General features: G+C 69.9%; 22 protein-coding genes. 16 read left to right on the top strand and 6 right to left on the bottom strand.

Annotated features, from left to right (window positions below; translation table 11 throughout):
- Window positions 1-24: 24 nt before the first annotated feature.
- The 4 genes from bpln_RS09955 (at window position 25) to bpln_RS09940 (ending at window position 7332) form a co-directional block, all read left to right on the top strand.
- The gene (locus bpln_RS09955) at window positions 25-1947 is read left to right on the top strand and encodes an acyltransferase family protein (protein ID WP_082465255.1); all 1923 of its coding nucleotides are present in this window, start codon (window positions 25-27) and stop codon (window positions 1945-1947) included.
- Between the two features lie 63 nt (window positions 1948-2010).
- Complete coding sequence (locus bpln_RS09950; protein WP_042626624.1) at window positions 2011-2829, top strand: FkbM family methyltransferase; 819 nt, start codon at window positions 2011-2013, stop codon at window positions 2827-2829.
- 520 nt (window positions 2830-3349) lie between these two features.
- The gene (mprF, locus tag bpln_RS09945; protein WP_042625090.1) at window positions 3350-5938 is read left to right on the top strand and encodes a bifunctional lysylphosphatidylglycerol flippase/synthetase MprF; all 2589 of its coding nucleotides are present in this window, start codon (window positions 3350-3352) and stop codon (window positions 5936-5938) included.
- Window positions 5935-7332 (top strand): AcvB/VirJ family lysyl-phosphatidylglycerol hydrolase, encoded by a 1398-nt coding sequence (locus bpln_RS09940; RefSeq protein ID WP_055138717.1) that lies wholly within the window; start codon window positions 5935-5937, stop codon window positions 7330-7332. Before mprF ends, bpln_RS09940 begins: the two co-directional genes overlap by 4 nt.
- 118 nt (window positions 7333-7450) lie before the next feature.
- On the opposite strand, the gene bpln_RS09935 is transcribed toward bpln_RS09940, so the two are convergent.
- Both bpln_RS09935 and bpln_RS09930 read right to left on the bottom strand, forming a co-directional pair.
- A complete protein-coding gene (locus bpln_RS09935) occupies window positions 7451-7972 on the bottom strand; it encodes a hypothetical protein (RefSeq protein WP_123863513.1) in 522 nt (173 codons plus the stop codon).
- Between the two features lie 244 nt (window positions 7973-8216).
- A complete protein-coding gene (locus bpln_RS09930; protein ID WP_055138716.1) occupies window positions 8217-9011 on the bottom strand; it encodes an AraC family transcriptional regulator in 795 nt (264 codons plus the stop codon).
- A 92-nt stretch (window positions 9012-9103) separates the two neighbouring features.
- Between bpln_RS09930 and bpln_RS09925 the strand changes: the two genes are divergently transcribed.
- The 8 genes from bpln_RS09925 to bpln_RS09890 all read left to right on the top strand — a co-directional run bounded on the left by bpln_RS09925 (window position 9104) and on the right by bpln_RS09890 (window position 15404).
- Window positions 9104-9355 carry a hypothetical protein gene (locus tag bpln_RS09925; protein ID WP_055138715.1) on the top strand — a complete coding sequence of 84 codons (252 nt, stop codon included), beginning with the start codon at window positions 9104-9106 and terminating at the stop codon, window positions 9353-9355.
- An 89-nt stretch (window positions 9356-9444) separates the two neighbouring features.
- Entirely contained in the window at window positions 9445-10407 is a 963-nt protein-coding gene (locus bpln_RS09920) for a quinone oxidoreductase family protein (RefSeq protein WP_055138714.1), read from the top strand.
- A 252-nt stretch (window positions 10408-10659) separates the two neighbouring features.
- Window positions 10660-11574 carry a LysR family transcriptional regulator gene (locus bpln_RS09915; protein ID WP_042625084.1) on the top strand — a complete coding sequence of 305 codons (915 nt, stop codon included), beginning with the start codon at window positions 10660-10662 and terminating at the stop codon, window positions 11572-11574.
- A gap of 198 nt (window positions 11575-11772) precedes the next feature.
- A complete protein-coding gene (locus tag bpln_RS09910; protein WP_055138713.1) occupies window positions 11773-12456 on the top strand; it encodes a glutathione S-transferase family protein in 684 nt (227 codons plus the stop codon).
- 236 nt (window positions 12457-12692) lie between these two features.
- Complete coding sequence (locus bpln_RS09905) at window positions 12693-13028, top strand: DUF4148 domain-containing protein (protein WP_042625082.1); 336 nt, start codon at window positions 12693-12695, stop codon at window positions 13026-13028.
- Between the two features lie 93 nt (window positions 13029-13121).
- A complete protein-coding gene (locus bpln_RS09900) occupies window positions 13122-13904 on the top strand; it encodes an anti-sigma factor family protein (protein WP_055138712.1) in 783 nt (260 codons plus the stop codon).
- Window positions 13905-13953: 49 nt separating this feature from the next.
- Window positions 13954-14472 (top strand): RNA polymerase sigma factor, encoded by a 519-nt coding sequence (locus tag bpln_RS09895; protein ID WP_042625080.1) that lies wholly within the window; start codon window positions 13954-13956, stop codon window positions 14470-14472.
- Window positions 14469-15404 (top strand): anti-sigma factor family protein, encoded by a 936-nt coding sequence (locus tag bpln_RS09890; protein ID WP_055138711.1) that lies wholly within the window; start codon window positions 14469-14471, stop codon window positions 15402-15404. The genes bpln_RS09895 and bpln_RS09890 overlap by 4 nt, the downstream gene beginning before the upstream one ends.
- Before the next feature lie 371 nt (window positions 15405-15775).
- On the opposite strand, the gene bpln_RS09885 is transcribed toward bpln_RS09890, so the two are convergent.
- Window positions 15776-16966 (bottom strand): NAD(P)/FAD-dependent oxidoreductase, encoded by a 1191-nt coding sequence (locus tag bpln_RS09885; RefSeq protein WP_055138710.1) that lies wholly within the window; start codon window positions 16964-16966, stop codon window positions 15776-15778.
- Between the two features lie 243 nt (window positions 16967-17209).
- Here bpln_RS09885 and bpln_RS09880 point away from each other — a divergent pair, with 243 nt between their 5' ends.
- On the top strand, window positions 17210-17743 hold the full coding sequence (locus bpln_RS09880) for a GNAT family N-acetyltransferase (RefSeq protein ID WP_055138709.1): 534 nt from the start codon (window positions 17210-17212) through the stop codon (window positions 17741-17743).
- Between the two features lie 181 nt (window positions 17744-17924).
- Here bpln_RS09880 and acuI read toward each other — a convergent pair whose 3' ends face one another.
- The 3 genes from acuI to bpln_RS09865 all read right to left on the bottom strand — a co-directional run bounded on the left by acuI (window position 17925) and on the right by bpln_RS09865 (window position 20557).
- Window positions 17925-18911, bottom strand: coding sequence for an acrylyl-CoA reductase (NADPH) (gene acuI / locus bpln_RS09875; protein ID WP_042625077.1), 987 nt, complete (start codon window positions 18909-18911; stop codon window positions 17925-17927).
- A 21-nt stretch (window positions 18912-18932) separates the two neighbouring features.
- Window positions 18933-19604: an acrylate utilization transcriptional regulator AcuR gene (gene acuR, locus bpln_RS09870; protein ID WP_055138708.1), complete on the bottom strand. Its 672-nt coding sequence runs from the start codon at window positions 19602-19604 to the stop codon at window positions 18933-18935.
- A 305-nt stretch (window positions 19605-19909) separates the two neighbouring features.
- On the bottom strand, window positions 19910-20557 hold the full coding sequence (locus tag bpln_RS09865; protein WP_042625075.1) for a GntR family transcriptional regulator: 648 nt from the start codon (window positions 20555-20557) through the stop codon (window positions 19910-19912).
- A gap of 284 nt (window positions 20558-20841) precedes the next feature.
- Between bpln_RS09865 and bpln_RS09860 the strand changes: the two genes are divergently transcribed.
- The 3 genes from bpln_RS09860 (at window position 20842) to bpln_RS09850 (ending at window position 23499) form a co-directional block, all read left to right on the top strand.
- A complete protein-coding gene (locus bpln_RS09860) occupies window positions 20842-21975 on the top strand; it encodes a branched-chain amino acid ABC transporter substrate-binding protein (protein ID WP_123863617.1) in 1134 nt (377 codons plus the stop codon).
- Between the two features lie 103 nt (window positions 21976-22078).
- A complete protein-coding gene (locus tag bpln_RS09855) occupies window positions 22079-22360 on the top strand; it encodes a hypothetical protein (protein WP_042625073.1) in 282 nt (93 codons plus the stop codon).
- A gap of 179 nt (window positions 22361-22539) precedes the next feature.
- Window positions 22540-23499: a chlorinating enzyme gene (locus bpln_RS09850; protein ID WP_042625072.1), complete on the top strand. Its 960-nt coding sequence runs from the start codon at window positions 22540-22542 to the stop codon at window positions 23497-23499.
- The last annotated feature ends 15 nt before the right edge of the window (window positions 23500-23514 follow it).

Genomic DNA, 23514 nt, shown 5'->3' with positions numbered 1-23514 from the left:
GCAGGCCGCCCGACGTGTTTCGCCATGACCGAATCCACCTCCGTCGCCGCGGCGACGCGCGACGCCCGCCCGCCCGCGGCCGCGCCCCAGGCAGCGGCCGGCTATCGGCCCGACATCGACGTGCTGCGCGCGCTGGCCGTGCTCTCGGTGGTCGTGTTCCACGCGCTGCCGGCGGCGCTGCCCGGCGGCTTCGTCGGCGTGGACGTGTTCTTCGTGATCTCCGGCTACCTGATCACCTCGCACCTGCTGCGCGATCTCGGCGAGTCGCGTTTCTCGCTCGCCGCGTTCTACGGCCGGCGCATCCGCCGCCTGTTTCCGGCGCTGCTGGTGGTGCTGGTCGGCGTCTACCTGTTCGGCTGGTTCAACCTGCTGCCCGACGAGTTCAAGTCGCTCGGCAAGCACATCGCCGGCGGCGCCACCTCGGTGGCCAACCTCGTGCTGTGGTCCGAGGCCGGCTACTTCGACGCCTCCGCCGACCACAAGCCGCTACTCCATCTCTGGTCGCTCGGCGTCGAGGAACAGTTCTACCTGGCCTGGCCGCTGCTGCTGTGGGCGGCGAGCCGCGCGCGGCGCGGGCCGCGGTGGACGGTGCTGGTGCTCGGCGCGCTGTCGTTCGCGGCCAACCTCGCGATCGTCGGGCATGCGCCGACCGCGGCGTTCTACTGGCCGGTCACGCGCGCCTGGGAGCTGATGATCGGCAGCCTGCTGGCCTGCCGCGAGGCGCGCTCGCCGCAACCCACGCCGCGTCATCCCGAACTCGGCGTGCTGGCCGGCCTCGCGCTGCTGCTCGGCTCGATGGCGCTGATGAACGCACGGCTGACGTTTCCGGGCGGATGGGCGCTCGCGCCCACGCTCGGCGCGGCCCTGCTGATCCACCACGGCCGCACCTCGCGGCTGATGGCGCGGCTCGCCGCGCGGCCGGTGCTGCTGGTCGGCCTGATCAGCTACCCGCTCTACCTGGTCCACTGGCCGATCCTGTCGTTCCTGCGCCTGATGTCGATCGGCGTGCCGGCCTGGTATCTGCGCGTGGCCGGCGCGCTCGCCGCGGTGCCGCTCGCCTGGCTCGTCTACCGCTGCGTCGAGCGGCCGGCCCGCCGCTCGCGCCGGCCGCGCCTCGTCACCGCGCTGCTGCTGGTGCTGGTGCTCGCGATCGGCTATCTCGGCTACAACACCTACCGGCGCGACGGGCTGGCGTTCCGGATGTCGCGGCTCACCGAGCGCTTCGCCGGCGGCGCGCATTTCGACCTCGACCACGACTGGCGCCGCGGCACCTGCTATCTGGAAGGCGCCGACCAGGAGCGCTTCGCTTCGACCTGCGTGGAGCCCGGTAGCGCGCCGCTGGTGTTCCTGTGGGGCGACTCGCGGGCCGCCGCGATCTACCCGGGCTTCGTCGCGCAGCAGGGCCGCTTCGGCGTGCGGCTCGGCGAGTTCAGCGCCTCGGGCTGCCCGCCGCTGCTGGGCGGCAACGATCACTGCGGGCGCATCGCCGCCGGCGCGCTCGACGCGCTGCGCTCGGCCCGGCCGCATACGCTGGTGCTGACCGCGAACTGGGACGCCGAGCGCCTCGCCGCGCTGGACAGGACCGTGGCCGCCGCCCGCGCGGCCGGCGTCGAGCGAATCGTGTTGCTCGGTCAGGTCGCGACGTGGCAAAGTTCGTTGCCGACCCTTTACTGGGTCTACTGGCGTGCGCACCATGTCGAGCTGCCCGAGCGTTCGGATTTCGGCATCGACCCGGCGGCGCGCCGCTTCGACCTGCTCGGCGCGGCCACCGCGCGGCGGCTCGGCATCGACTACGTGTCCGCCTACGATGCGATGTGCAACGCGGCCGGCTGCGTGACGCGCTCGGGCGACGGCCGCGGCAGGATCGTGTCGTTCGACGGCTCGCACCTGACGCCGGACGGCGCGCGCGACGTGATGAGCCGCATCGCCCCGCAGTTGCTGCACTGAAGCGCGGGCACCATGGCGGCGCATCGATCGCCGGCATTGATTACCTTGACGGAGGGCATCGAGATGGCATTTCCGAACCGGCCGATCGCTTTCGTTCTGGCGGCTTCGAATCACGGCACGATGATCGTGAACCGCCACGATCACAACACGGCCGCGGAGGGCTACACCTACGGCGTCGGGCATCAGATCCTGCAGAACGGCTGCTTCGACGCGAGCGAGATCGGCTTCGTGCTGGCCATGCTCACGCGCCGCCGCGAGCTGCACGGCGACGGCATCGTGGCGATCGACGGCGGCGCCAACATCGGCGTGCATACGATCGAATGGGCGCGGCACATGCACGGCTGGGGCAGGGTGCTGAGCTTCGAGGCGCAGGAGATCGTGTTCTACGCGCTGGCGGGCAACATCGCGCTGAACAACTGCCTGAACGCGCGCGCCAAGCTGGCCGCGCTCGGCGAGCGCTGCGGCGAGCTGGTGGTCCCGCAGCCCGACTATCTCTCGCACGCGAGCTTCGGCAGCCTCGAGCTGCGCCGCCGCGACGGCAACGAATTCATCGGCCAGGTGATTTCGTACGACACGGCGGCCGGCACCACGGTGCCGATGGTCAGCATCGATTCGCTGGGGCTCGCGCGCGTGGACCTGATCAAGCTCGACATCGAGGGCATGGAACTGGAGGCGCTCACCGGGGCGCGCGACACGCTGCGCCGCTGCCGGCCGATGCTGACCATCGAGGTGCTCAAGACCGACCCGGTGCTGGTGGAGCGCTTTCTCGACGAGTTCGGCTATCGCTGCGTGCCGGCCGGGCTGAACATGATCGCCGTGCATCGCGACGATCCCGTCTCGCCGCATCTGCAGCAGGGCGACGGTGTGGTCTACATCAGCTGAACGGCCGCCGTCCGGAAGCGCGGCGGGCCTGCCACCCCGGCGCCGCGGCCGCGCCCGGCCGGCGCAGTCGCGCATCGTCGGCATTTGGAAAACAACAAGTAAGACAAATGTCAAAACCGTGCGCGTTTCGGAATCCTGCCGATGCCGCGCGCGCGCGTCGTGCCGAAGCCGCGCGCGCCCACCGCGGAAGGCTCGCCCGGACCCGTGAAAACCCGCTAGGGGCTTGCCTTTACGTAGTCGCCGCGAGGGGCGCCGGCGCGCTTTTCCAGTATCATGAGCGAATTCCGGCGTGGCGCGCGCTCGCCGGCCGGGGGCGGTTCGCCCGCCGTTCGTCAGAACCCGGTCGGCTTGCGAAAAACAATTTGTAATGTCGCTCCGGTAGACTCGCGCATCCCTGACGCCGGCACGGGCCGGACGTCATGCTTGCGAAGACCGCGTCCGGGGACGCGGCCGCATACGACGATGACAACGGCTGCAGCGTCAATTCTCGCGACAGGTTTCAGCCTGACATTTCAGATTCATGTCCTTCAGTGATTTACCGCGGCGCGCGACGGCCACGATCGCGCGCGTTCGCCAGTCCGTCCCGCTCGATCGGCTCGTCTCGCCGCTGCTCGCGCTCGGCATCGGCATCGCGCTGCTGTTCGTGTTCCAGCACCTGTCGGAGACCGTCGACTACAAGTCGGTGATCCGCAACCTGCGCCATCTGGCGCCGGGCGAATGGGCCGGCGCGCTCGGCGCCACCGCGCTCAGCTACGTCGGACTGGTGGCGCGCGACGCGATCGGCCTGCGCTACGTGGGCGCGAAGGTGCCGCGCGTGCCGCTGTGGATCGGCACCATCGCGGGCACCGCGCTCGGCAACGCCACCGGCTTCGGCGCGCTGACGGGCGGCGCGGTGCGGGTGCGCGTGTACGGCGCCTCGGGCGTGACCGCCGCGCAGATCGGCCGGATGACGGTGTTCATGGGCGGCACGCTGGTGCTCGGCATCGTCGGCATGACGGCGCTCGGCATGGTGGGCGGCTCCGGGCCGCTGGCCTCGATGCTGCCGGTGGCGAGCGGCTGGCTGCGCGCGGCCGGGGCGGCGCTGCTGGTGCTGCTGGCGGTGCTGATCGCCTGCTGCGGGCCGGCGCCGCGCCAGATCCGCTCGCGCTGGCGCTGGCTGTCGTTCGACATTCCGTCGCGGCGCGACCTGGCCGGCCAACTGGTGTTCGCGGTGGTCGACGTCGCCTCGGCCGGCCTCGCGCTGTGGTCGCTGCTGCCGCACGGCCACGTCGATCTCGTCACCTTCCTCACCGTCTACGCGGCCGCGCTGCTGCTCGGCATGATCGGCCACACGCCGGGCGGGATCGGCGTGTTCGAGGCGGCCATGACGTTCGCGCTCGGCGGCGCGGTGCCGCCCACCTCGATGCTGGCGGCGCTGATCGCCTATCGCGCGATCTATTTCGGCGTGCCGCTGGTGCTGTCGGCCGGGCTGCTGGCCGTGTTCGAGGGGCGCGCGGCCAGCCAGCGGTTCGTCTCGTCGCAGGCCGCCCAGGTCTCGCAGCTCGCGCCGCTGTTCCTGAGTCTCGTCACCTTCGCGGTGGGCAGCATGCTGGTGGTGTCGGGCGCGACGCCGGCGTTCTGGCAGCGCATCGCGGTGCTGCGCAACGTGATCCCGCTGTGGGTGCTGGAAGGCTCGCAGGTGCTCTGCAGCGTGCTCGGCGTGTCGCTGCTGTTCGTCGCGCGCGGGCTGCTGCGCCGGCTCGACGCCGCCTGGTGGATGGCGCTCGCGCTGACGCTCGCCAGCCTCGCGCTGTCGTTCTCGAAGGGGCTCGCGTTCGTCGAGGCCGGCGTGCTGGTGACGCTGCTGGTGCTGCTGCTGGTGTCGCGGCGCCGCTTCAACCGCCATTCCTCGCTGTTCGCCGAGCCGTTCACGGTCAGCTGGTTCATGTCGGTCGCGCTGGTGCTGATGCTGGCGGTGTGGGTGCTGCTGTTCGCGTTCCGCGACATCCCCTACACGCACGAGATCTGGTCGCAGTTCGCGTTCGACGAGCGCGCCTCGCGCGCGCTGCGCGCCACGCTCGCGGCCGGCGTGTTCGCGGCGATGGTCTCGCTCTGGCAGCTGCTGCGCCCGGCGGCCGGCCGCTTCGTGGTGCCCGAGCCGCAGGATCTGGCCGACGCCGCGCGCATCATCCGCGCGCAGGAGCGCAGCGACGTGGGCCTCGCGCTGATGGGCGACAAGAGCTTCCTGTTCTCGGCGTCGCGCGAGGCGTTCCTGATGTACGCCAAGCACGGCCGCACCTGGGCCGCGCTCTACGATCCGGTCGGCCCGCGCGACGAGTGGGCCGGGCTCGTCAACCAGTTCATCGCGCTCGCCCATTCGCACGGCGGGCGCGCCGCGTTCTACCAGGTGCGCGCCGAGGCGCTGCCGCTCTATCTCGACGCCGGCCTCACGCTCGTCAAGCTCGGCGAGGAGGCGCACATCGCGCTCGACCGCTTCGACCTGAAGGGCTCGAACCGCTCGCACCTGCGCTACGCGCTGCGGCGCGGCGACCGTGACGCGATGTCGGTGGAGGTGATCCCGCCGCACGGCGTGCCCGACATGCTGCCGGTGCTGCGCGAGATCTCCGACGACTGGCTCGACAGCCGCGACGCGCGCGAGAAGAGCTTCTCGATCGCCGCGTTCCACGACGGCTATCTCGCCACCCAGTCGGTGATGCTGGTGCGCCAGAACGACGAGCCGGTGGCGTTCGTCACGTTCATGACCACCGACCTGCACACCGACGCCACGGTGGGCGTGATGCGCCACGTGCCCGAGGCCTCGCCGTATGCGATGGAGTACCTGTTCACGCAGCTCGCGCTGTACCTGAAGGAGGCCGGCTTCCGGCGCCTGAGCCTCGGCATGGCGCCGTTCTCGGGGATGGGCACCGCGCCGATGTCGTCGGTCTGGCACCGGCTCGGCCGCGTGGTCTGGCGCTTCGGCGGGCGTTTCTACAATTTCCGCGGCTTGCGCGCGTTCAAGAGCAAGTTCGAGCCGCAATGGGAGCCGCGTTATCTCGCGGCGTCCGGATCGGTCGGCGTTTTCGTTACACTCGCCGATCTTTCCTTGCTGGCGGGAGGTCGGCGTTCATGATGGCTCAGGGTTGGAAGCGGCTCGCGGCGATGGCCGCGGCCGGCATCGCGTTCGCGCAGGCGCCGGGCGCGTTCGCGGCACAAGCGGCAGCACAGGCGCATGCGGCGCATGCGGAAACGGGCAGGGCGGCCAGCGGCGCGCTCGCGCCCGCCGCGGCGGCGAGCGCCGCCTCCGGCGCGACGCTCGCCGGCCGCAGTTCGGGCCGGCTGCCGGGCGGGCGCTACGGCGACGTGACCGTGGTGCGGCCGGACGGCGAGGTCCACGGCTTCGTGGTGCTGTATTCGGCGGCGGGCGGCTGGAGCGCGGCCGACCAGGCGACGGCCGAGGCGCTCGCGAAGGCGGGCGCGCTGACGGTGGGCGTCGATACGGCGCGCTACGCCGCGAACCTCGCGAAGACGAAGGAAAGCTGCCATCAGCTGGTGGGCGACGCCGAGGCGGTCAGCCACCAGCTCGAACGGCAGCTGAAGACCTCGCGCTATTTCGCGCCGATCGTGGCCGGCATCGGCCAGGGCGGCACGCTTGCGCGGCAGGTGCTCGCGCAGGCGCCCGAGAACACCATTTCGGGCGCGGTGACGGTGGCGCCGGCCGCCACGCTCGATCCGCGCTTCAAGATGTGCCCGCCGGATCCCACCGTGAGCCGCCGCAAGACCCCGGGCTTCGTCGACACGGCCGCCAGCGGCGACGTCGCGCGGCTCGTCACGCTGCTCGCGCCGCATCTGCGCGACGGCAGCGCCGACGAACTCGACGTGTCCGACCTGCCGCTCGTCGAGCTGCCGGCCGCCAAGGGCGGCGCGGCGGGCGGCAACGGCCTGCTCGCGATCGTGATTTCCGGCGACGGCGGCTGGCGCGATCTCGACAAGACCATCGCGGAAGCGCTGCAGAAGGACGGCGTGGCGGTGGTCGGCTGGGACAGCCTGCGCTACTTCTGGAGCGAGAAGACGCCGGCGCAGACCAGCCACGATCTGGCGCGCGTGATGCAGACCTACATGGCGCGCTGGCATGCCTCGCATGTCGCGCTGATCGGCTATTCGTTCGGCGCCGACGTGATGCCGTTCGCCTACAACCGGCTGCCGCAGCCGCTGAAGGACAAGGTCGCCGTGATTTCGCTGCTCGGCTTCGCGCCGGCCGCCGATTTCCAGATCCGCGTGACCGGCTGGCTCGGCATGCCGGCGAGCGACAAGGCGCTGCAGGTGCGGCCCGAGTTCGACAGGCTGCCGCTCGCGCAGGTCCAGTGCTTCTACGGCGCCACCGAGGAGGACACGCTGTGCCCGGCGCTGGTGAAAAGCGGCGCCGAAGTCATCAAGACCGGCGGCGACCACCACTTTGGCGGGGATTACGTCGCGCTGGAGCGGCGCATTCTCGACGCGCTGCGCAGGAACGCGGCGGGGCACTGAGGCGGGACGCGGGCGGGCTGAAGCGGCAACGGGCGGCGCGCCGCGTGGCGTGGCGGCCCGTTTTCTGCGAGGTCGGCCGGTCGTGCCAGGCCGGCGCGCGCGGCATGGCATCAGCGAATCAGAGATTCACGTTGAACGGCCCGATGTGGAATTTCTTGAACGGCCAGATTTTCCCGTCGCCCTCGAGGGTCAGTTCGACGCCGTCCGAAAAATCGATCGAGAAGGTCATGGTGATCTTGACCGGCCCGGCGCCGACGGTTTCGGTTCTCGTCGCCTTGCTGTTGGTCAGCGTGATCAGGGAACTGCTGATCTTGAAGCCGGCGATCTTGAAGGTCGCGAGAATCGTGTATTCATTCGTGTCCGGGTTTTCGATGTGGATGTCCATCGAACCGACCACCAGATTGAAATTGAAATCGATCGGGAAATCGACGAAACCGCGGGTCGTCGGCGGCGTGTCGGGCTCCGTCACTTCAAACGGCTCGCCGGATCGATATTCCTCGAGTAGCGCCTGCGTCAAGGCTTCGACCGTGTCCTCGCCATCGTCGAAGTCGGGGTACTGTTCCCGATATTGCTCGATGACCTTTCCCGCGAAAAATCGCGCCAACTCTTCCTGCTCGGTGACTTCGAGATCGTCCGACATGGTCTTCTCCTTATCGCGTTTGAGGTGGAGCCGCAATCGATTGAATCGTGCGGCCGAGTGACGATAAGGGATTTATTTGGCGATGCGATATGCCGTATGAATATTCAATGATATTCAACATTCCGTCCGTGCGATCGCGATGAACCGTAATCCGTCGCGATAAATCGCAAATCGACATTGAGGCCGCCAATACGTGATTGCAATGGTGTTTCGATGAATTGAACGGACGCGGCGGCCCGCTGCTTCACGCCGCCGCCAGCGCCGGCAGCCCCGCCGCATATTTCCCCGGCGTCACGCCAAGCACGCGCCGGAACATCTCGATGAACGCGCTGACGTTGTCGTAGCCGAGTTCGAGCGCGATGGTGGTGACGGGCGTGCCGTCGGCGAGCCGCTCCAGCGCGCGCAGCACGCGCGCCTGCTGGCGCCACTGCGCGAAGCTCAGGCCGGTCTCCGCGACGAAGCGCCGGCTCAGCGTGCGCGGCGCGATGCCGGCCCAGCGCGCCCAGGCCTCGGCGCCGCGGTTGTCGGACAGGTCGGCGGCCAGCGCGTCGGCGATGCGCGCCACCCGTGCCTCCACCGGCCGTGGCAGGCCCAGCGCCTGGGCCGGCGAGGCCGCGATCTCCGCGAGGATCAATTCGGCGATGCGTGTCTCGTCGTGCCCGAGCGGGCCGCCCGACCAGGTGGCCGCGCGTCGCGCCGCCTCGCGCAGCAGCGGGTTGGCGCGAATCGCGCGCGGCGCGGCCGGCAGCGCCGCGCAGGCCGCCTCCTCGATGAACACGCTCCAGCCCGAGAACGGCCCATACGAACGCAGCGAATGCAGATGGTGCGGCGGCACCCAGATCGCATGCGTGGCCGGTACCACCCACTGCTGCGTCTCGAGCCCGACCGACAGCAGCCCGCTCAAGGCCCCCACCAGCTGGCCGCGTGGATGCCGGTGCGCATCGGTGGCGCGCGCGGCCGCCTGCGTCAATTCCGCAGCCGCAACTAACGGTCCGCCCGATTCGAGCACGAGAGGGGGCGGAAGCAGTGAATCATGCATGGCCGAAATTCCGTATCGATTGGCTTTCATGCCGGAGGCCGGCCGATTGTATCTCGATAAAGTGACGGCATCGACCAACCCGGAGGATCATCATGCGAGCCGAACAACTGCTGCCCGACGGCACCAACGAAGTGGAACTGAACGGCGTGACGGTGCGCAAGGGCACGGTGGGCGCGTTCCTCGCCAATGCCCGCGTGCTGGGCACGCCCGATGCGCCGCGGGCGGCGCGCGAGGCGGCCCGGGCCGACATCGCGGCCGCGCTGCCGGCGCTGCGCGTGCTCGGTCTGTTCGAGGTGCTCGAGATTCGCGACCCGGCGCTGCGTGCGTGGGTCGAGGCACACTGAACCCGGTGGACCGGCCCGGTGCGCGTGGCGCGTAACGCGTGGACCCGGCCGGCGCCCAACACATGGAGGAGTCCGCAATGAACCCCAGCATGAAAGCCGCGATCGTGAGCGCGGCCGGGCAGCCGCCCGTCTATGGCGAGTTCGACGCGCCACGCGCGGCCGAGGGCTGCCGCACGATCCAGGTGCGCGCCTCGGCGCTGAGCCACGTCGCACGCTCGCGCGCCGCGGGCGTGCATTACACCTCGGAGAATTCGACGCACGGCCTGCCGTTCGTGGCCGGCATCGACGGCACGGGGGTACTCGACGACGGCCGGCGCGTCTATTTCTTCGGCCCGCTGGCGCCGCACGGCGCGCTGGCCGAATACACCGTGGCCGCCGACGCGCACTGCCTCGCGCTGCCCGACGCGCTCGACGACGTGACGGCCGCGGCGCTCGCGATTCCGGCGATGTCGTCGTGGGCCGCGCTGACCGAGCGCGCGCGCTTCGAGGCGGGCGAGACGGTGCTCGTGAACGGCGCGACCGGTTCGTCGGGACGGCTCGCGGTGCAGATCGCGAAGTATCTCGGCGCGGGCAAGGTGATCGCGACCGGGCGCGACGCGACCTCGCTGGCCGAACTGGCCGCGCTCGGCGCCGACGTGCTGGTGCCGCTGACGGGCGACGAGGCGCAGGCCGACGCGCTGCGCGGGCAGTTCGCGCGGGGCGTGGACATCGTGCTCGACTACCTGTGGGGGCCGAGCGCCCATGCGCTGCTGGTGGCGGCGGCGCGCGCGCTGCCCGATCTGGCCGTGCTGCGCCACGTGCAGATCGGCGCGATCGGCGGCTCGGAGATCTCGCTGCCGGCCGCCGTGCTGCGCTCGACCGCGATCACGCTGCTCGGCAGCGGGATGGGCAGCGTGCCGATGCCGAAGCTGATCGAGTCGCTGCGCATGGTGCTCGACATCGCGCCGAAGGCCGGGCTCAGGATCGATACGCGCGCGGTGCCGCTCGCGCAGGTCGGCGAGGCGTGGGCGAAAGCCGACAGCCGCACCCGCACGGTATTCACGATCGGTTGAGGCGGGGTGGCGCGGCGCGGTGTGCCGCGTGTGGTTCGCATGCCTGGTGCGCGGGTGCTGCTCGCGGAACGCACGCGTTTCGCTTCCTGAACGGCGTGCCATGCCATTTACCCGCCGCGCCTGACGTGAAAGCGCCGTCGGACATTGCCCAGGACGCGTTACGGGTCGGCCCGCAACCCGTATCGAGTCGATCAATCATGCGGATGTTTACCGCTAAGATGGCAAGACCATCGACTCGAATTCGTTTTCCGGATGAATGACCGATTCCAATCGCTGCAGCTGTTCGCGCGCGTCGCGCGCACCGGCAGCTTCTCCGCGGCCGGCCGCGAACTGGGCATGTCGCAGCCGACCGTGTCGCGGATCGTGGCCGCGCTCGAAAAGCAGGTGGGCGCCGCGCTGTTCACGCGCACCACGCGCGCCGTCATGCTGACCGAGGCGGGCACCGACTATCTGGCGCGCATCGAGGCGATCCTTGCCGCGCTCGACGAAGCCGATCACGCGGTGCGCGGCACGGGCGAACTGCGCGGCGTGCTGCGTCTCGCGCTGTCCACCTCGTTCGCGGTGCGCAGCGTGATTCCGCGCATCGAGCGCTTCACGAGCCGGCATCCGCAGCTGCGCGTGGAATTCATCCTCAACGACGAGATGCAGGACCTGGTCGGCGACGCCGTGGACGTGGCGCTGCGCGTGGGCCACCTCGGCGATTCGACCGCCGTGGCGAAGAAGCTCGGCGTGGTCCACCGCGTGCTGGCCGCCTCGCCCGACTATCTGGCGCGTGCCGGCACCCCGCGCGTGCCGGCCGATCTCGCCCGCTTCTCGATCATCGTCGGGCCGGCCGGGCGCGGCACGGAGGGCTGGGCGTTCCGCAAGGACGGCAGGACCACCTCGGTGCGCGTGGACGGCCGCTTCATCCTGAACGGCGGCGAGGGCGCCACGGCCGCGGCGGTGGCGGGGCTCGGCATCATCTCGGCCGGCTCGCTCGGCATGCTGCGCGAGCTGCAGAGCGGCCAGCTGGTGCGCGTGCTGCCGGACTGGGAAATGGGCAGCGCCGAGATCCACGCGATCCTGCCCGCCGGCCGCGCGGCCAAGCCGTCGGCGCGCGCGTTCGCCGACTTCATCGGTGCCGAACTCGGCGAGATGGAGGCGGCCCGCCGCGAACTGCGCTGCTAGGAAGGCGGCGCCGGTTCGGGTCAGTCCAGCCTTGTTCGCATCCATTCGGGAATCGGATGGATGAAAGTCGATTCTCGCGGCTACCGCGCCATAAGCGAACCAAAGATCATCTCCTCGGTGCTGCGAACGCGGCCGATGGCCGGGCCGAAAGCCGCCGCACCCTTGAACCGGACGACCGAATCAACAAGGAGCATGATCATGCTGGACCTCTATACCGATGCCACGCCGAACGGCCTCAAAATCTCGATCGCGCTCGAGGAACTGGGGCTCGACTATCGCGTCCACCGCGTCTTTCTCGGCGGCGAGCAGAAGACGCCCGAATTCACGCGGCTCAATCCGAACCGGAAGATCCCGGTGCTGGTGGACGACGGCCTGGTGGTGACCGAATCGGGCGCGATCCTGATCCACCTGGCCGAGAAGGCCGGCAAGCTGCTGCCCGCCGGGCCGGCCGCGCGCGCCGCCGTGATCGAGATGCTGATGTTCCAGATGGCCTCGATCGGGCCGATGCTGGGCCAGCTGCTGGTGTTTCGCGGCCCGTGGCGGAACCGGGCGCCGGAGGTGTCGAACCGCTATTTCCAGGAAGCCAGCCGGCTGTACGGCGTGTTGAATACGCGGCTCGCGGGGCGCGACTACCTGGCCGGCGACGCGTTCTCGATCGCCGACATCGCGCTGCTGCCGTGGATCCGCACCGGCTCGCTGGCACCGTTCACGGCCGACCTGCCGCTCGACGCGAATCCGCACCTGAAGGCCTGGTTCGAGCGCGTGATGGCGCGCCCGGCGGTGCAGAAGGGGCTGACGATTCCCGAGCCGTTTCCGCCCGAAAAGCAGTTCGAGGGCTTCATCAAGGCGACGGTCGGCCTTGGCGACCTGCACGCGGCCTGAGCGGCAAACCCGGGCGCGCCCGCCGCGGCTGCGCGCGCCCGGCCTCGCCGGTTGCGGCGCAGCCGGCCGCGAGGCCCGCGCAGGCAAGCGCCGGCGCGCGCGCACGCTATCGCCGCGATAGCGACAATTCCGAGAAGAAATCCGCACCGGCCGGAATAAGCCGGCATCGCTCGTGTTCACCTTGATGCAAGCCCCTCAACATTCGAATCGCTCGAATACCCGTCAAGGAGTCGAACATGAAGACCCAGATCGCCCGTCTCGTCGCGTTGTCCGCCGTCGTGCTCTCGTCGCTCGCGCATGCGCAGGGCCTCACGCGCGCCGAAGTCCGCCAGCAGTTGATCGAAGCCGAACAGAACGGCTCGCTGAACTACACCGACGCGTCGTACCCCGAGGTCAATCCGGCGTTCCGCCAGGGGCTCGCCGCCGGCGTCGGCGCACCGGCCGCGTCCGCCTACGGCAGTGCCGCGGCGGCGCGCAGCGAGGGCGGCCACCGTGCGATGCCGCCGGTGGCGGGCACGCCGTCGGCCTGTACCGGCCCGGCCAGCTTCTGCAACGTCTACGCCGGCTCCTGATGCCCCTCGGCGCCACGTCAAGAATATTCTTTCGGCGAGGGAATAACGGACGGCGCGCGGTGTTCGCCGTGTCGTAACCCTCTCCGTTTCGCCATGAACTCCGCACCCGAACCGATCCCGACCGAGCAGGACATGCAGGCCTACGCCGATGGCCGGCTCGCCGCCGAGCGGCAGGCGAGCGTGTTCGCGTACCTGGCGCGACGGCCCGCCGAGGCGCGCCGCGTCGCGTTCTACGCCCGCGTCAACGCGCAGTTGCGTGCCAGCTTTCCCGACGACGGCCAGGGCGCCGGCGGGGCTCTGGCGGCCATCCCGCCGACACCCGGCCGGCACGGCACCACGAAGCCCGCCCGCCGCCGCCCGTGGCGCACCGTGCTGGCGGCGCTCGCGGCCGCGATCGTGGCGGCCAGCCTGCCGACGCTCGCGCGCGTGCCGGACCGCCGGCTCGACGCGGCCGCCTACGACACGCTGGTCGCGCTGTCCGCCCACGCGCCGGCCTCGCCGGGTGAGGGTGCGGCCGCAAGCGTGTCGTCCCCGCTCGCGCCGCTCGTCTCGCCGCGCTTCACCCCCGCGCCGCCGGCGCCGCTCGACACGGCCCCGGACCTCAGCGCGGCCGGCTTCCGGGTTGCCGATGCCCGCCGGCTCGAGATCTGGCCGTTCGCCGGCGCGAACGCGTTCGTCTACCGCAACGCGGCGGGCGAGCCGGTGGTGCTGGTCGCGCCCGGGCCGCCCGACGGCGGCGGGCGCTGGCAGGCGCGCCGCGTCGGCGCCGCCCGGCTGCTGGCGTGGACATCGCGCGCCGGACGACATATCGTGATCGCCGGCGACGCGCGCACGCGCGGGCTGATGCGGGCCGCCGACCTGCTGGCCGGAGACTGAACGTGCCGCCGAACCTCCTGAGTGTCCGTCATCGGGCCAACCTGCTGCCATGACCATACGAGACGAACTGATCGACCATGTCCCGCGCCTGCGCCGCTACGCGCGGGCGCTGATCCACAACCGCGAGCTCGCCGACGATCTGGTGCAGGACACGCTCGAACGCGCGCTGCGCCATACGGAGCAGTTCCAGGCCGGCACCGACCTGCGCGCGTGGCTGTTCACGATCATGCACAACGTGTTCGCGAACCAGGCGCGGCGCCCCGGCGCGCGCGCCGAGCACGTCTCGGTGGACGACGATTCGCTGCCCGAGGCCGCGCTGGCCGTGGCCGGCGCGCCCACGCGCTCGCTCGAAGTGCGCGATCTCGACTACGCGTTGCAGCGTCTGCCGCTCGACCAGCGGCAGGTGGTGCTGCTGGTCGGCCTCGAGGAACTCAGTTATGCCGAGGTGGCGCTCGCGCTCGGCATTCCCGTCGGTACCGTGATGTCGCGGCTTTCGCGCGGCCGCGAGCGTCTGCGCACGCTGATGTCCGGAACCCAACCCAGCGCCAATCTGAAGGTGGTGCGATGAACGACCCGACCACGCCGATCACCGAATCGGAACTGCACGCCTATGTGGACGGCACGCTCGACGAAGCGCGCCGCGCGCGGATCGACCGCCTGCTCGAAACCGACGAGGCGCTCGCCGCGCGCATCGGCGACTTTTTCTCGATCAACGCGATGCTGCACGAGCGCTACGACCGCGTGCTCGACGAGCCGCTGCCGGCCCGGCTGCTGCCGCCCGAGGATTTCGCGCCGGCCGGCGAGGGCACCGCGTCGTCCGATTCCTCCGCTTCCTCCGCCGCGCGGGCGCTGCCGCCGGGCGTGACCACGGTGGCCGGCGCGGCACGCCCGGCGGCGAACTGGAAGCGCTTCGCGGGGCTGGCCGCGGCGCTCGTGATCGGCATCGGGATCGGCGCGGGCGGCATGCTGAGCCCGGTCGGGCGCGGCGTGATGAACGGCGACGACGGCGGCCCGTCGATCCTGCGCGCGTCGTATGGCGGCGAGGCGCTGGCGCGGCAGTCGGCGATCGCCTACGTCACCTACGCGCCGATGGTCACGCGCCCGGTCGAGGTCGGCGCCGATCGCGAGCAGGAACTCGTGCAATGGCTGTCGAGCCGGCTCGGCACCGACGTGCGGCCGCCCGTGCTCACGCGCGCGGGCTACGAGCTGATGGGCGGGCGCCTGCTGCCCGGCGACGACGGCCCGATCGCGCAGTTCATGTATCACAACGCGCTCGGCGAGCGGATCACGCTGAACATCTCGCACCGCAAGCTCAGCTCGGACGTGACGGCGTTCAAGCTCTACCAGAGCGGCCCGGTGAACGTGTTCTACTGGGTCGACGGCCGCTTCGGCTACGCGGTGTCGGGCGGCATGGACCGCCACGCGCTGCTCGACCTCTCGCACGAGGTGTACGAGCAGCTGACCGCGAGCGGCGGGCCGCGCCCGGCCAACGCCAACTGAGCGAACCGGCGTCGCGCGCGGTTTCGTCGGCGCGGTGTGACGATGGCCGGGCCGGTAGCTTGGCCGGTAGCTTGGCCGATAGTCAGGGCGGTAGTCAGGCCGGTAGTCGGGCCGATTGCGAGGCGCGGCAGTGGTTCGACAGCACGCGGCGCAGCGGGTCGGTGCCAGGGCTGGCGGCGAGACGCGTTTGCGGCGCGGCAGCGCGTGCCGTGGCGGCCACGGCGCCGGGCCGCAGTCCGGGCTGTCACCGGGCGGCGGCCGGATCCAATCGCGTCGCCGCATGAGGCGGGCCGCTATCGTCGAGCGACGCGCCGCGGGCCCGAACCACGGCCCGCGGCGTCGCTATCGCGCCACGCGCCGCGAGCTTCGTCTCATTGCTCGGCCGGAAACGACACCGACGCGACCGGCGAAAATTCACCGGGGTCGCGATTCAGCAACCGGTCGGGCGCGAAATCGGCGAGCAGCGCCGCCCGCTGCCCCGTCACGAGTTCGTCGGCCACCAGCCGCCCGAGCAGCGGGCCGAGCGTCATGCCGCTGTGGGTCGCCACCACGTAGGCGCGCTGCCGCGGCGTGACGAAGCCGACCGCCGGCAGCCCGTCGGCGGGGCGCGAGCGCTGGCCCACCACCAGCCGCTCGATGCGCGCGTGGGCGGTGTGATCGAACCAGGCGTGCAGCCGGCGCAGCAGCTCCCGCCCGATCTCGCCGTCGGGCGCGGGCGGGGCGGCCGGATCGGCCTGGTCGTCGAGGTCGGTGGCCTGCAGCAGCAGGCGGCCGCCGCCGTCGGGCCGCACGTTCAGGTCCGGGCCGATCAGGTTGCTGCGCAGCTGGACTAGCTGCGCGTCGGTGCTGGCCAGGAACCCGCAGGCGACCCGGTCGCGGCGCTCGGCGTCGACCATCGCGAGGCCGATGCCGAGCGTGGCGACGAGCCGCGAGGTCCAGCGTCCGGTGGCCAGCACGCAGTAATCGCCTTGCCAGCTGTCGTTCGCACCGAATCGCAGCGTCACGCCGTCGGCGCGTTCGCTCAGGTCGCGGATCTCGGCCTGCTCGTGCAGGACGGCGCCGGCCGCGCGCGCCTGCGCCCACAGATAGGCCATCAGCACCGATGCGTCGAGCAGCCCTTCGCTCGGGAAGTGCCAGATCTGGCCGGTGCCGGGCGCGAGCCGCAGTTCGGGAAGGCGCGCCTGCACGAACGCGTGCGAGACTTCGGCGGTGGGATAATCGAGCGCTTTCAGGCTGCTCACGCGCTGCTCCAGCCGTCGCTGCGCGGCCGCGTCGCTCGCCCATTCGAAGGTGCCGGACGGATCGAACCAGCGCGCCTCGCTGTGGGCCTCCTGCTGCAGCGCCGCGTGCTCGGCGATGCCGGCGCAGTTGAGGCGGTGATAGCTCGGTGGAGTCTTGCCGTTCGAGTTGACCCACGCGTAGCTGGTCCGGCTGGTTCCGGCGCCCAGCCGCGCCTGTTCGAACAGCGTTACTTGGGCGCCGCGCCGCGCCAGCGCCCGCGCGATCGACAGGCCGATGACGCCGCCGCCGACGACCGCGATGCGAGGAGAGGATGTCTGCATGTCAGGGTCCGGGACGAAGGAGGAAAACGCCGGCCCGCGCCGCGGCCGCCGGTTGCGGGCGGAACACGGCGCGCGGGGCCGGTGCGGTCTGGCGACATTATGGACCGCCGAAATTCGCGCGGGGCGCGGGGCGGGCCGCATATCCAGGGAGGCAGTCATGAGCATTACCGTCGTGCGCCGGCCGATCGCGGCGCGACCCGGGCTGGCCGGCGCGCAGCGAGGCAGCGGCTGCCGGAGCTGGCGATGACGCTGCGGATCCGCCGTTTCGCCGTCGGCGACGAGGCCGCGCTGCTCGCGGTGTTCCGCGCGTCGGTGCACGGGCTCGCGGCGCGCGACTATACGCCGGTGCAGATCGAGGCGTGGGCGCCCACCGACGCCGATGCCGGCTATCACGCGCAATGGGCACGACGCATGCAGGCGCTGCGGCCATGGGTGGCCGAGATCGACGGGCGGATCGTCGGCTATGCGGACCTGCAGCCGTCCGGCCAGATCGACCATTGTTTCGTCGCGGCCGAGTTCGCGCGGCGCGGCGTGGGCCGCGCGTTGCTGGCGCAGCTCCATTGCGTGGCGCGCGGCGCGGGCATTCGCACGCTGTGGGCCGACGTGAGCCTGAGCGCGCAGTCGTGGTTTCGGCAGGCGGGCTTCGCGATCGAGCGCGAACAGGTGGTGAGCGTGCGCGGCGTGGCGCTGCGCAACGCGCGCATGAGCAAGCGGCTGGCAGCCGGCGATGAAGCCGGGGTCGCAGGCAGCGGCCCGGCCGCGACCTCGTGCGATTGAGGCAGGCGCGCGCGTGATGGAGGGCTACCGTGCGACCCGCGCCGCGCTTGCATGAGCAAGCAGCCGCGATGAAGCCGGGGCCGCAGGCAGCAGCCCGGCCGCGACCTCGCGCGATTGAGGCAGGCACACGCATGGCGGAGGGCGGCCGTGCTGCCCGCGTCACGCGCCCGCCACGGCTACGTTACCGATTCACGTCCACCACGAGCCGCCCGCGCACCTGCCCGGCCAGCAATTGCGCGGCGGCCGGAATCGCGTCGGCCAGCGCGATCTCGCGCGTGATGGTGTCGAGCTGCGCCAGGTCGAGCGTGTCGGCCAGCGCGCGCCAGGCCGCCTCGCGTTCGGCGTAGGGGCGCGTGACGCTGTTGATGCCGAGCAGGCTCACGCCGCGCAGGATGAACGGCGCGACCGTGGCCGGGAACGCCATGTCCTGCGCGAGCCCGCAGGCGGCCACCGCGCCGTCGGCGCGCGTCGCCGCGCAGACGTTGGCGAGCGTCGCGCCGCCCACGGAGTCGATCGCCGCGCCCCAGCGCTCCTTCTGCAGCGGCTTGCCGGGCTCGGCCAGCGTGGCGCGATCGATCACCTCGGCCGCGCCGAGCGCGTGCAGGTAGTCGGCCTCGCGCGTCTTGCCGGTGGACGCCACCACGCGGTAGCCGCGCCGCGCCAGCAGCGCGATCGCGAAGCTGCCCACGCCGCCGCTCGCGCCCGTCACGAGCACGTCGCCGTGCGCGGGGCCGATGCCGTGGCGCTCCAGCGCGAGGAGGCAGAGCATCGCCGTGTAGCCGGCCGTGCCCACCGCCATCGCCTGCCGCGCGGTGAGCCCGGCCGGCAGCGGAATCAGCCAGTCGCCGTTGACGCGCGCCTTCTGCGAGAGCCCGCCCCAGTATTGCTCGCCCACGCCCCAGCCGTTCAGCACCACCGCGTCGCCGGGCCGGTAGGCCGGATGCGCGCTGTCGGCCACGGTGCCGGCGAAGTCGATGCCGGGCACCATCGGGAAGCGCCGCACCACCGGGCTCTTGCCCGTGATGGCGAGCCCGTCCTTGTAGTTGAGCGTGCTGTAGGCGACCTCGACCAGCACGTCGCCGTCGGGCAGGCGGGCCTCGTCGAGCGTCTCGACGCGCGCGCGGCTCGCGCCGTCGGCGTCCTGGTCGATCAGAAGACAGTGGAACATGGTGCGTCTCTCGTTGGGAAATCAGTCCGCTGGCGGACGGGCGGGCGCCCGGGCCGGCCGCGAGCGCGGCAGGCCGGCGAGGAACCCGTTGAAGAACGTGTCGAGCGGCGTGGCGTTGCGCACCAGCCGCGCGCGCAGCACCGCGCCTTCCCAGCCGATCCAGAAGAACGCGGCGAGCGCGTCGAGATCGGCGTCGGCCGCGAGCACGCGCTCGTGCTGCGCGTCGCGCAGGCAGCGCGCGATGCGGGCCTGCCAGCCCGCGAAGATCCGCTCGAGCGCTTCGCGAAAGCCGTCCGGCAGCGCGCCCACCTCGAGCCCGAGATTGCCGATCAGGCAGCCGCGCGTGAAATCGTGGCGCGCCATGCCGGCCTTCGCGTCGTCGACGAACGCGGCGAGCCGCGCGAGCGCCGGGCGGCTCGCGTCGAGCAGCCAGTGGTCGAGCTTCGCGGCGAAGTAGGCGTCGTAGGCGTCCATCAGCTCGCGGCCGAACGCCTCCTTGCTCGCGAAGTAGTGATAGAAGGAGCCCTTCGGAACGTCGACGCGCTTGAGCACGGTGTCGAGCCCGGTGGCCGCGAAGCCCTGCTCGGTCAGCAGTTCCATGCCGGCGCGCAGCAGCACGGCGCGCGTGTCGGCATGGGCCTGCGGGTTTTTCGGGGGGCGGCCGCGGCGCGGCTTGTCGGGTGGCGTGAGCATGCGGCGGATTTTAGACCGATCGTCTATAAAATTCAACGACGGGACGGAGATGTGACGAGGGCGGCCGCGCGCGGCGGGTGCCGGGCGGACGAAAAAAGGCATGCATGGGGGAGCGGCGCCGTCGCGAGGGAAATCGCAGGGGCCGTGATTCGACGTGAAGCGGGGCGCGGTCGGACGGGGCGCGGCGCAACGCGGGCGGCCCGCCGGCACCGTCATGTCGCGTTGGGGGGGCGCGTGCCGGCCAGCCGGCACCGCTCGATTCGCCTGCCCACCGCGCCCGCCGCGCCGGCGCGCGGCGGCGTCGCTCACGCCTCCTCGACGGCCGCGTTGCGCAGCGCCGTGACGAGCTTGCGCCCGGCGTCTTCGATGTGCCGCACGAGGATCGCGCAGGCGCGTTCCAGATCGCGCCCGCGCAGCGAGTCGATGATCTCCATGTGCTCGGCGCGGCTGTTGGAGCTGTGACTCATCACGTCGTACTGGAACCGCAGATACCGGTCCGCCTGCAAATGCAGCGCGTCGAGCGTGATCAGCAGGCGATGGCGCTGGCCCTTCTCATACAACGTGCGGTGAAACAACCAATTGACGTGGCTTTGTTTCGCGGGGTCGTTGCCGATGTGTTCGACCTTGTCGATCAGGTCCTCCGCTTCGCCGAGCACGCTCTTGGTCAGGAACGGGAACGCCATCTCCAGCGCGAGAGGCTCGAGGCGCGAACGCATCATCCACAGATCCTCGGCCTCGTCGGCCCGCAGCGGCGCTACTGTGAGGCCGCGCTTGCCCTCCTGGCGGGCGAGTCCGTCGGCCTCCAGGCGCACCAGCGCTTCCCGGATCGGGATGCGGCTCACGCCGTATCGGGCCGAGAGATTTTCCTGGATCAGCGGCGTTCCAGGCGGCAATTCCCCGCGCAGGATGTCCTCGCGAATGGCGTCCGCTACGAGCGTGTTTGGGGGTCGCAATACCCACCTCCGGTTCAATTTTTTTGTTCTTGCCAATTGTATCTTGGCAACGATATGCTACGAATGTATCCAAATATGAAATATGGATACATAGGAAGATTTGAGGCATTGCATCGTCCTCGCCGAAAGCGGCGAATCCGGGGCGCCGGGCGTTGCCGGACGGGCTGTGATCGAAGGGCGGGTAGTGGTTCAAACAAGGCCCGGCCAGCCGGGCACTACGGGAAGCCCCTAAAAAAACACTCGCAGGAGAGCACCAGTTGAAACGAGCTAATTCATCCAGCGTTCTGAAGCTTTCGCTCACGGCCACGGCCACGTTGTTGGTGCTTGCCGCCACGACGGCAGCGAGTGCCGATCAGGTCGTCGTGAAGATCGGCAGTGTCGAGCCGCTGACGGGCGGTATCGCCCATCTTGGTAAGGACAACGAAAATGGCGCGCGCCTCGCGGTCGAGGAAATCAACGCGAAGGGGCTGACGATCGGCGGCCAGAAGATCACGTTGCAACTCGATGCGCAGGATGACGCAGCCGACCCGCGCACCGCCACGCAGGTGGCGCAGAAGCTGGTTGACGACAAGGTCGTGGCGGTGATCGGCCACCTGAATTCGGGCACCTCGATCCCGGCCTCGAAGATCTACAGCGATGCCGGCATCACGCAGATCTCGCCGTCCTCGACCAACCCGGTCTACACGCTGCAGGGCTTCAAGACCACCTTCCGCGTGGTGGCCACCGACGCGCAGCAGGGCCCGGCGCTGGCCAACTACGCGAAGAAGCTCGGCACCATCCATCGCGTGGCGATCGTCGACGACTCCACCGCCTACGGCCAGGGTCTCGCGAACGAGTTCGAGAAGCGCGCGAAGGAACTGGGCCTCACGGTGCTGTCGCACGACGCCACCAGCGACAAGGCCGTCGACTTCCGCTCGGTGCTGACCAAGATCAAGGGCGAGAACCCGGACGCGATCATGTACGGCGGCTCGGACTCCACCGGCGGCCCGTTCACGAAGCAGGCCAAGCAGCTCGGCCTGCGCGCGAAGGTGTTCACGGGTGACGGCGTCTGCACCGAGTCGCTCGCCAACCTGGCCGGCGACGCGACCGAGAACGTGGTGTGCTCGCAGGCCGGCGCGGCGATCGAAACGATGCCGGGCGGCGCCGAGTTCCAGGCGAAGTACAAGAAGCGCTTCGGGCAGGTGGTCGAGTATGACGCGCCGTTCGCCTACGACGCGGTGAACATCATCGTCGACGCGATGAAGCGCTCGAAGTCCACCGATCCGGCCAAGATTCTGGCCGCGATGCCGTCCACCGACTACAAGGGCGTGATCGGTGAAACCACCTTCGATTCGCACGGCGACCTCGCGCATGGCGTGATCTCGCTGTACGTCTACAAGGCGGGCAAGAAGACCTTCCTCGATCAGGTGAAGATGTAAGCCGGCCTGGGCCGGGATCGCGGAATCGAGAAATTTTGCACGGCGGTCCGGCCGAGGCCGGACCGCGCGCGGATCTTTTTCAAGGAGAGCCGTTGTGTCCGTAATGACCTATTTCGAATTCCGCGACCAGCTCAAGCGGGCGCGGCTGACCGCGCGGGAATTCGCGAATCTGGTGAAGATGAATGAAAATTCGATCACCAATTATTCACAGAAGGGCGTGGTGCCGTCGCATCTCGCGGTGATCGTGTTATTGATGGGCGAGATGGCGGAGCATCAGGTCGAGTTTCGCGACATCATCGAACAGATGGAAATCGAGCAGAAGAAGCCGCGCGGCGCGTCGGTCAAGTTCGGCATCGGCGCGACCAAGGCTGCCCTGCAAGGTTGAGTCGTCATTCCGCTTTCGGTTCGCGGCACGCGTGTCGCGGACCTTCCCGCAGTTCGCGGTCCCTCCCCGGCAGTCAAATCAAAATAAAACAATAATAAAAACAAAAATAATCTCACCTTGTCATTGAATTATTCTGGATATAAAACATTATCTCCAATCCGAGGGCCGGAGAAATAACCGTGAATAATCAAATCGAGGTAGCTGCATCCCAATTCGCCCTGAGCCAGGATGAGTTGGCGAGTTTCCATCGCAATGGCTATATCGGGCCGTTCGATCTTTATCCGGGCGATGAAATGGAGGCGAATCTCCAGGCATTGCGTCCCAAGTTGCTCAATACCAAGAAAGCCATTTACAGCCAGGAAAAATCGATTTCCGGCGTGACCAATCTGGCCAATTACGATCGTCATCTCGATGTCGATTTCCTGGCCTCGCACATCACGCGCCCGGAGATCGCCGACCGGGTGGCGAGCATCCTCGGTCCGGACGTGCTGTGCTGGCGCACCGAGTTCTTCCCGAAGTATCCGGGCGACGAAGGCACCGACTGGCACCAGGCCGACAACTTCTCGAACGTGGCCGGCTCCAAGCACCCGCAGATCGTGTGGCCGGAGGATGCGGAGTTCGGCGGCACCATCACGGTGTGGACGGCGTTCACCGAGGCGAACGTCGAGAACGGCTGCCTGCAGTTCATTCCCGGCACGCACCGCACCATGAACTACGACGAGTCGAAGGTCATGGAATACCGCGAGGACGCCATCAACAACCTGGAGAAGCAGGGCGTGCGCCGCGGCTTCTTCGGCTACGACTACCGCCAGCTCCAGAAGGATCCGGACTGGAGCCCGGACGAGAGCCAGGCCAGGTCGATGGTGATGCGCCAGGGCCAGTTCATCATCTTCTGGTCGACGCTGATGCACGCCTCGCACCCGCACAGCGGGCTGACCGACAAGATGCGCCTGGGCTTCGCCGCGCGCTACCTGCCGAACTCGGTGCGTGTGTACCCGTATTCCAACACGCTGGAGGAGTTCGGCGGCAGCGCCAATCTCGACAAGTTCGGCTGCGTGCAGGTGGCGGGCCAGGACGCGTTCGGCCACAACCGTTTCGTCGGCGAAAACGTCAACGGTTTCCGTTTCCAGTCGCGTTGATCCAGGAGCAGGCAA

The organism is Burkholderia plantarii (genome assembly GCF_001411805.1).
In the GTDB taxonomy this organism is placed as follows: Bacteria; Pseudomonadota; Gammaproteobacteria; order Burkholderiales; family Burkholderiaceae; genus Burkholderia; species Burkholderia plantarii.
The sequence above is the reverse complement of the archived record's forward strand: the minus strand, read 5'-3'. Positions and strand labels throughout refer to the sequence as shown.

What these genes read in the sequence shown, in the direction of transcription:
- mprF (WP_042625090.1), top strand. Translation starts at nt 3,350, where the DNA reads ATGTCCTTCAGTGATTTACCGCGGCGCGCGACGGCCACGATCGCGCGC.
- bpln_RS09910 (WP_055138713.1), top strand. Translation starts at nt 11,773, where the DNA reads ATGCTGGACCTCTATACCGATGCCACGCCGAACGGCCTCAAAATCTCG.
- bpln_RS09950 (WP_042626624.1), top strand. Translation starts at nt 2,011, where the DNA reads ATGGCATTTCCGAACCGGCCGATCGCTTTCGTTCTGGCGGCTTCGAAT.
- bpln_RS09940 (WP_055138717.1), top strand. Translation starts at nt 5,935, where the DNA reads ATGATGGCTCAGGGTTGGAAGCGGCTCGCGGCGATGGCCGCGGCCGGC.
- bpln_RS09955 (WP_082465255.1), top strand. Translation starts at nt 25, where the DNA reads ATGACCGAATCCACCTCCGTCGCCGCGGCGACGCGCGACGCCCGCCCG.
- bpln_RS09890 (WP_055138711.1), top strand. Translation starts at nt 14,469, where the DNA reads ATGAACGACCCGACCACGCCGATCACCGAATCGGAACTGCACGCCTAT.
- acuI (WP_042625077.1), bottom strand. Translation starts at nt 18,911, where the DNA reads ATGTTCCACTGTCTTCTGATCGACCAGGACGCCGACGGCGCGAGCCGC.
- bpln_RS09880 (WP_055138709.1), top strand. Translation starts at nt 17,210, where the DNA reads ATGACGCTGCGGATCCGCCGTTTCGCCGTCGGCGACGAGGCCGCGCTG.
- bpln_RS09915 (WP_042625084.1), top strand. Translation starts at nt 10,660, where the DNA reads ATGAATGACCGATTCCAATCGCTGCAGCTGTTCGCGCGCGTCGCGCGC.
- bpln_RS09930 (WP_055138716.1), bottom strand. Translation starts at nt 9,011, where the DNA reads ATGCATGATTCACTGCTTCCGCCCCCTCTCGTGCTCGAATCGGGCGGA.
- bpln_RS09900 (WP_055138712.1), top strand. Translation starts at nt 13,122, where the DNA reads ATGAACTCCGCACCCGAACCGATCCCGACCGAGCAGGACATGCAGGCC.
- bpln_RS09885 (WP_055138710.1), bottom strand. Translation starts at nt 16,966, where the DNA reads ATGCAGACATCCTCTCCTCGCATCGCGGTCGTCGGCGGCGGCGTCATC.
- bpln_RS09895 (WP_042625080.1), top strand. Translation starts at nt 13,954, where the DNA reads ATGACCATACGAGACGAACTGATCGACCATGTCCCGCGCCTGCGCCGC.
- bpln_RS09855 (WP_042625073.1), top strand. Translation starts at nt 22,079, where the DNA reads ATGACCTATTTCGAATTCCGCGACCAGCTCAAGCGGGCGCGGCTGACC.
- acuR (WP_055138708.1), bottom strand. Translation starts at nt 19,604, where the DNA reads ATGCTCACGCCACCCGACAAGCCGCGCCGCGGCCGCCCCCCGAAAAAC.
- bpln_RS09905 (WP_042625082.1), top strand. Translation starts at nt 12,693, where the DNA reads ATGAAGACCCAGATCGCCCGTCTCGTCGCGTTGTCCGCCGTCGTGCTC.
- bpln_RS09920 (WP_055138714.1), top strand. Translation starts at nt 9,445, where the DNA reads ATGAAAGCCGCGATCGTGAGCGCGGCCGGGCAGCCGCCCGTCTATGGC.
- bpln_RS09935 (WP_123863513.1), bottom strand. Translation starts at nt 7,972, where the DNA reads ATGTCGGACGATCTCGAAGTCACCGAGCAGGAAGAGTTGGCGCGATTT.
- bpln_RS09925 (WP_055138715.1), top strand. Translation starts at nt 9,104, where the DNA reads ATGCGAGCCGAACAACTGCTGCCCGACGGCACCAACGAAGTGGAACTG.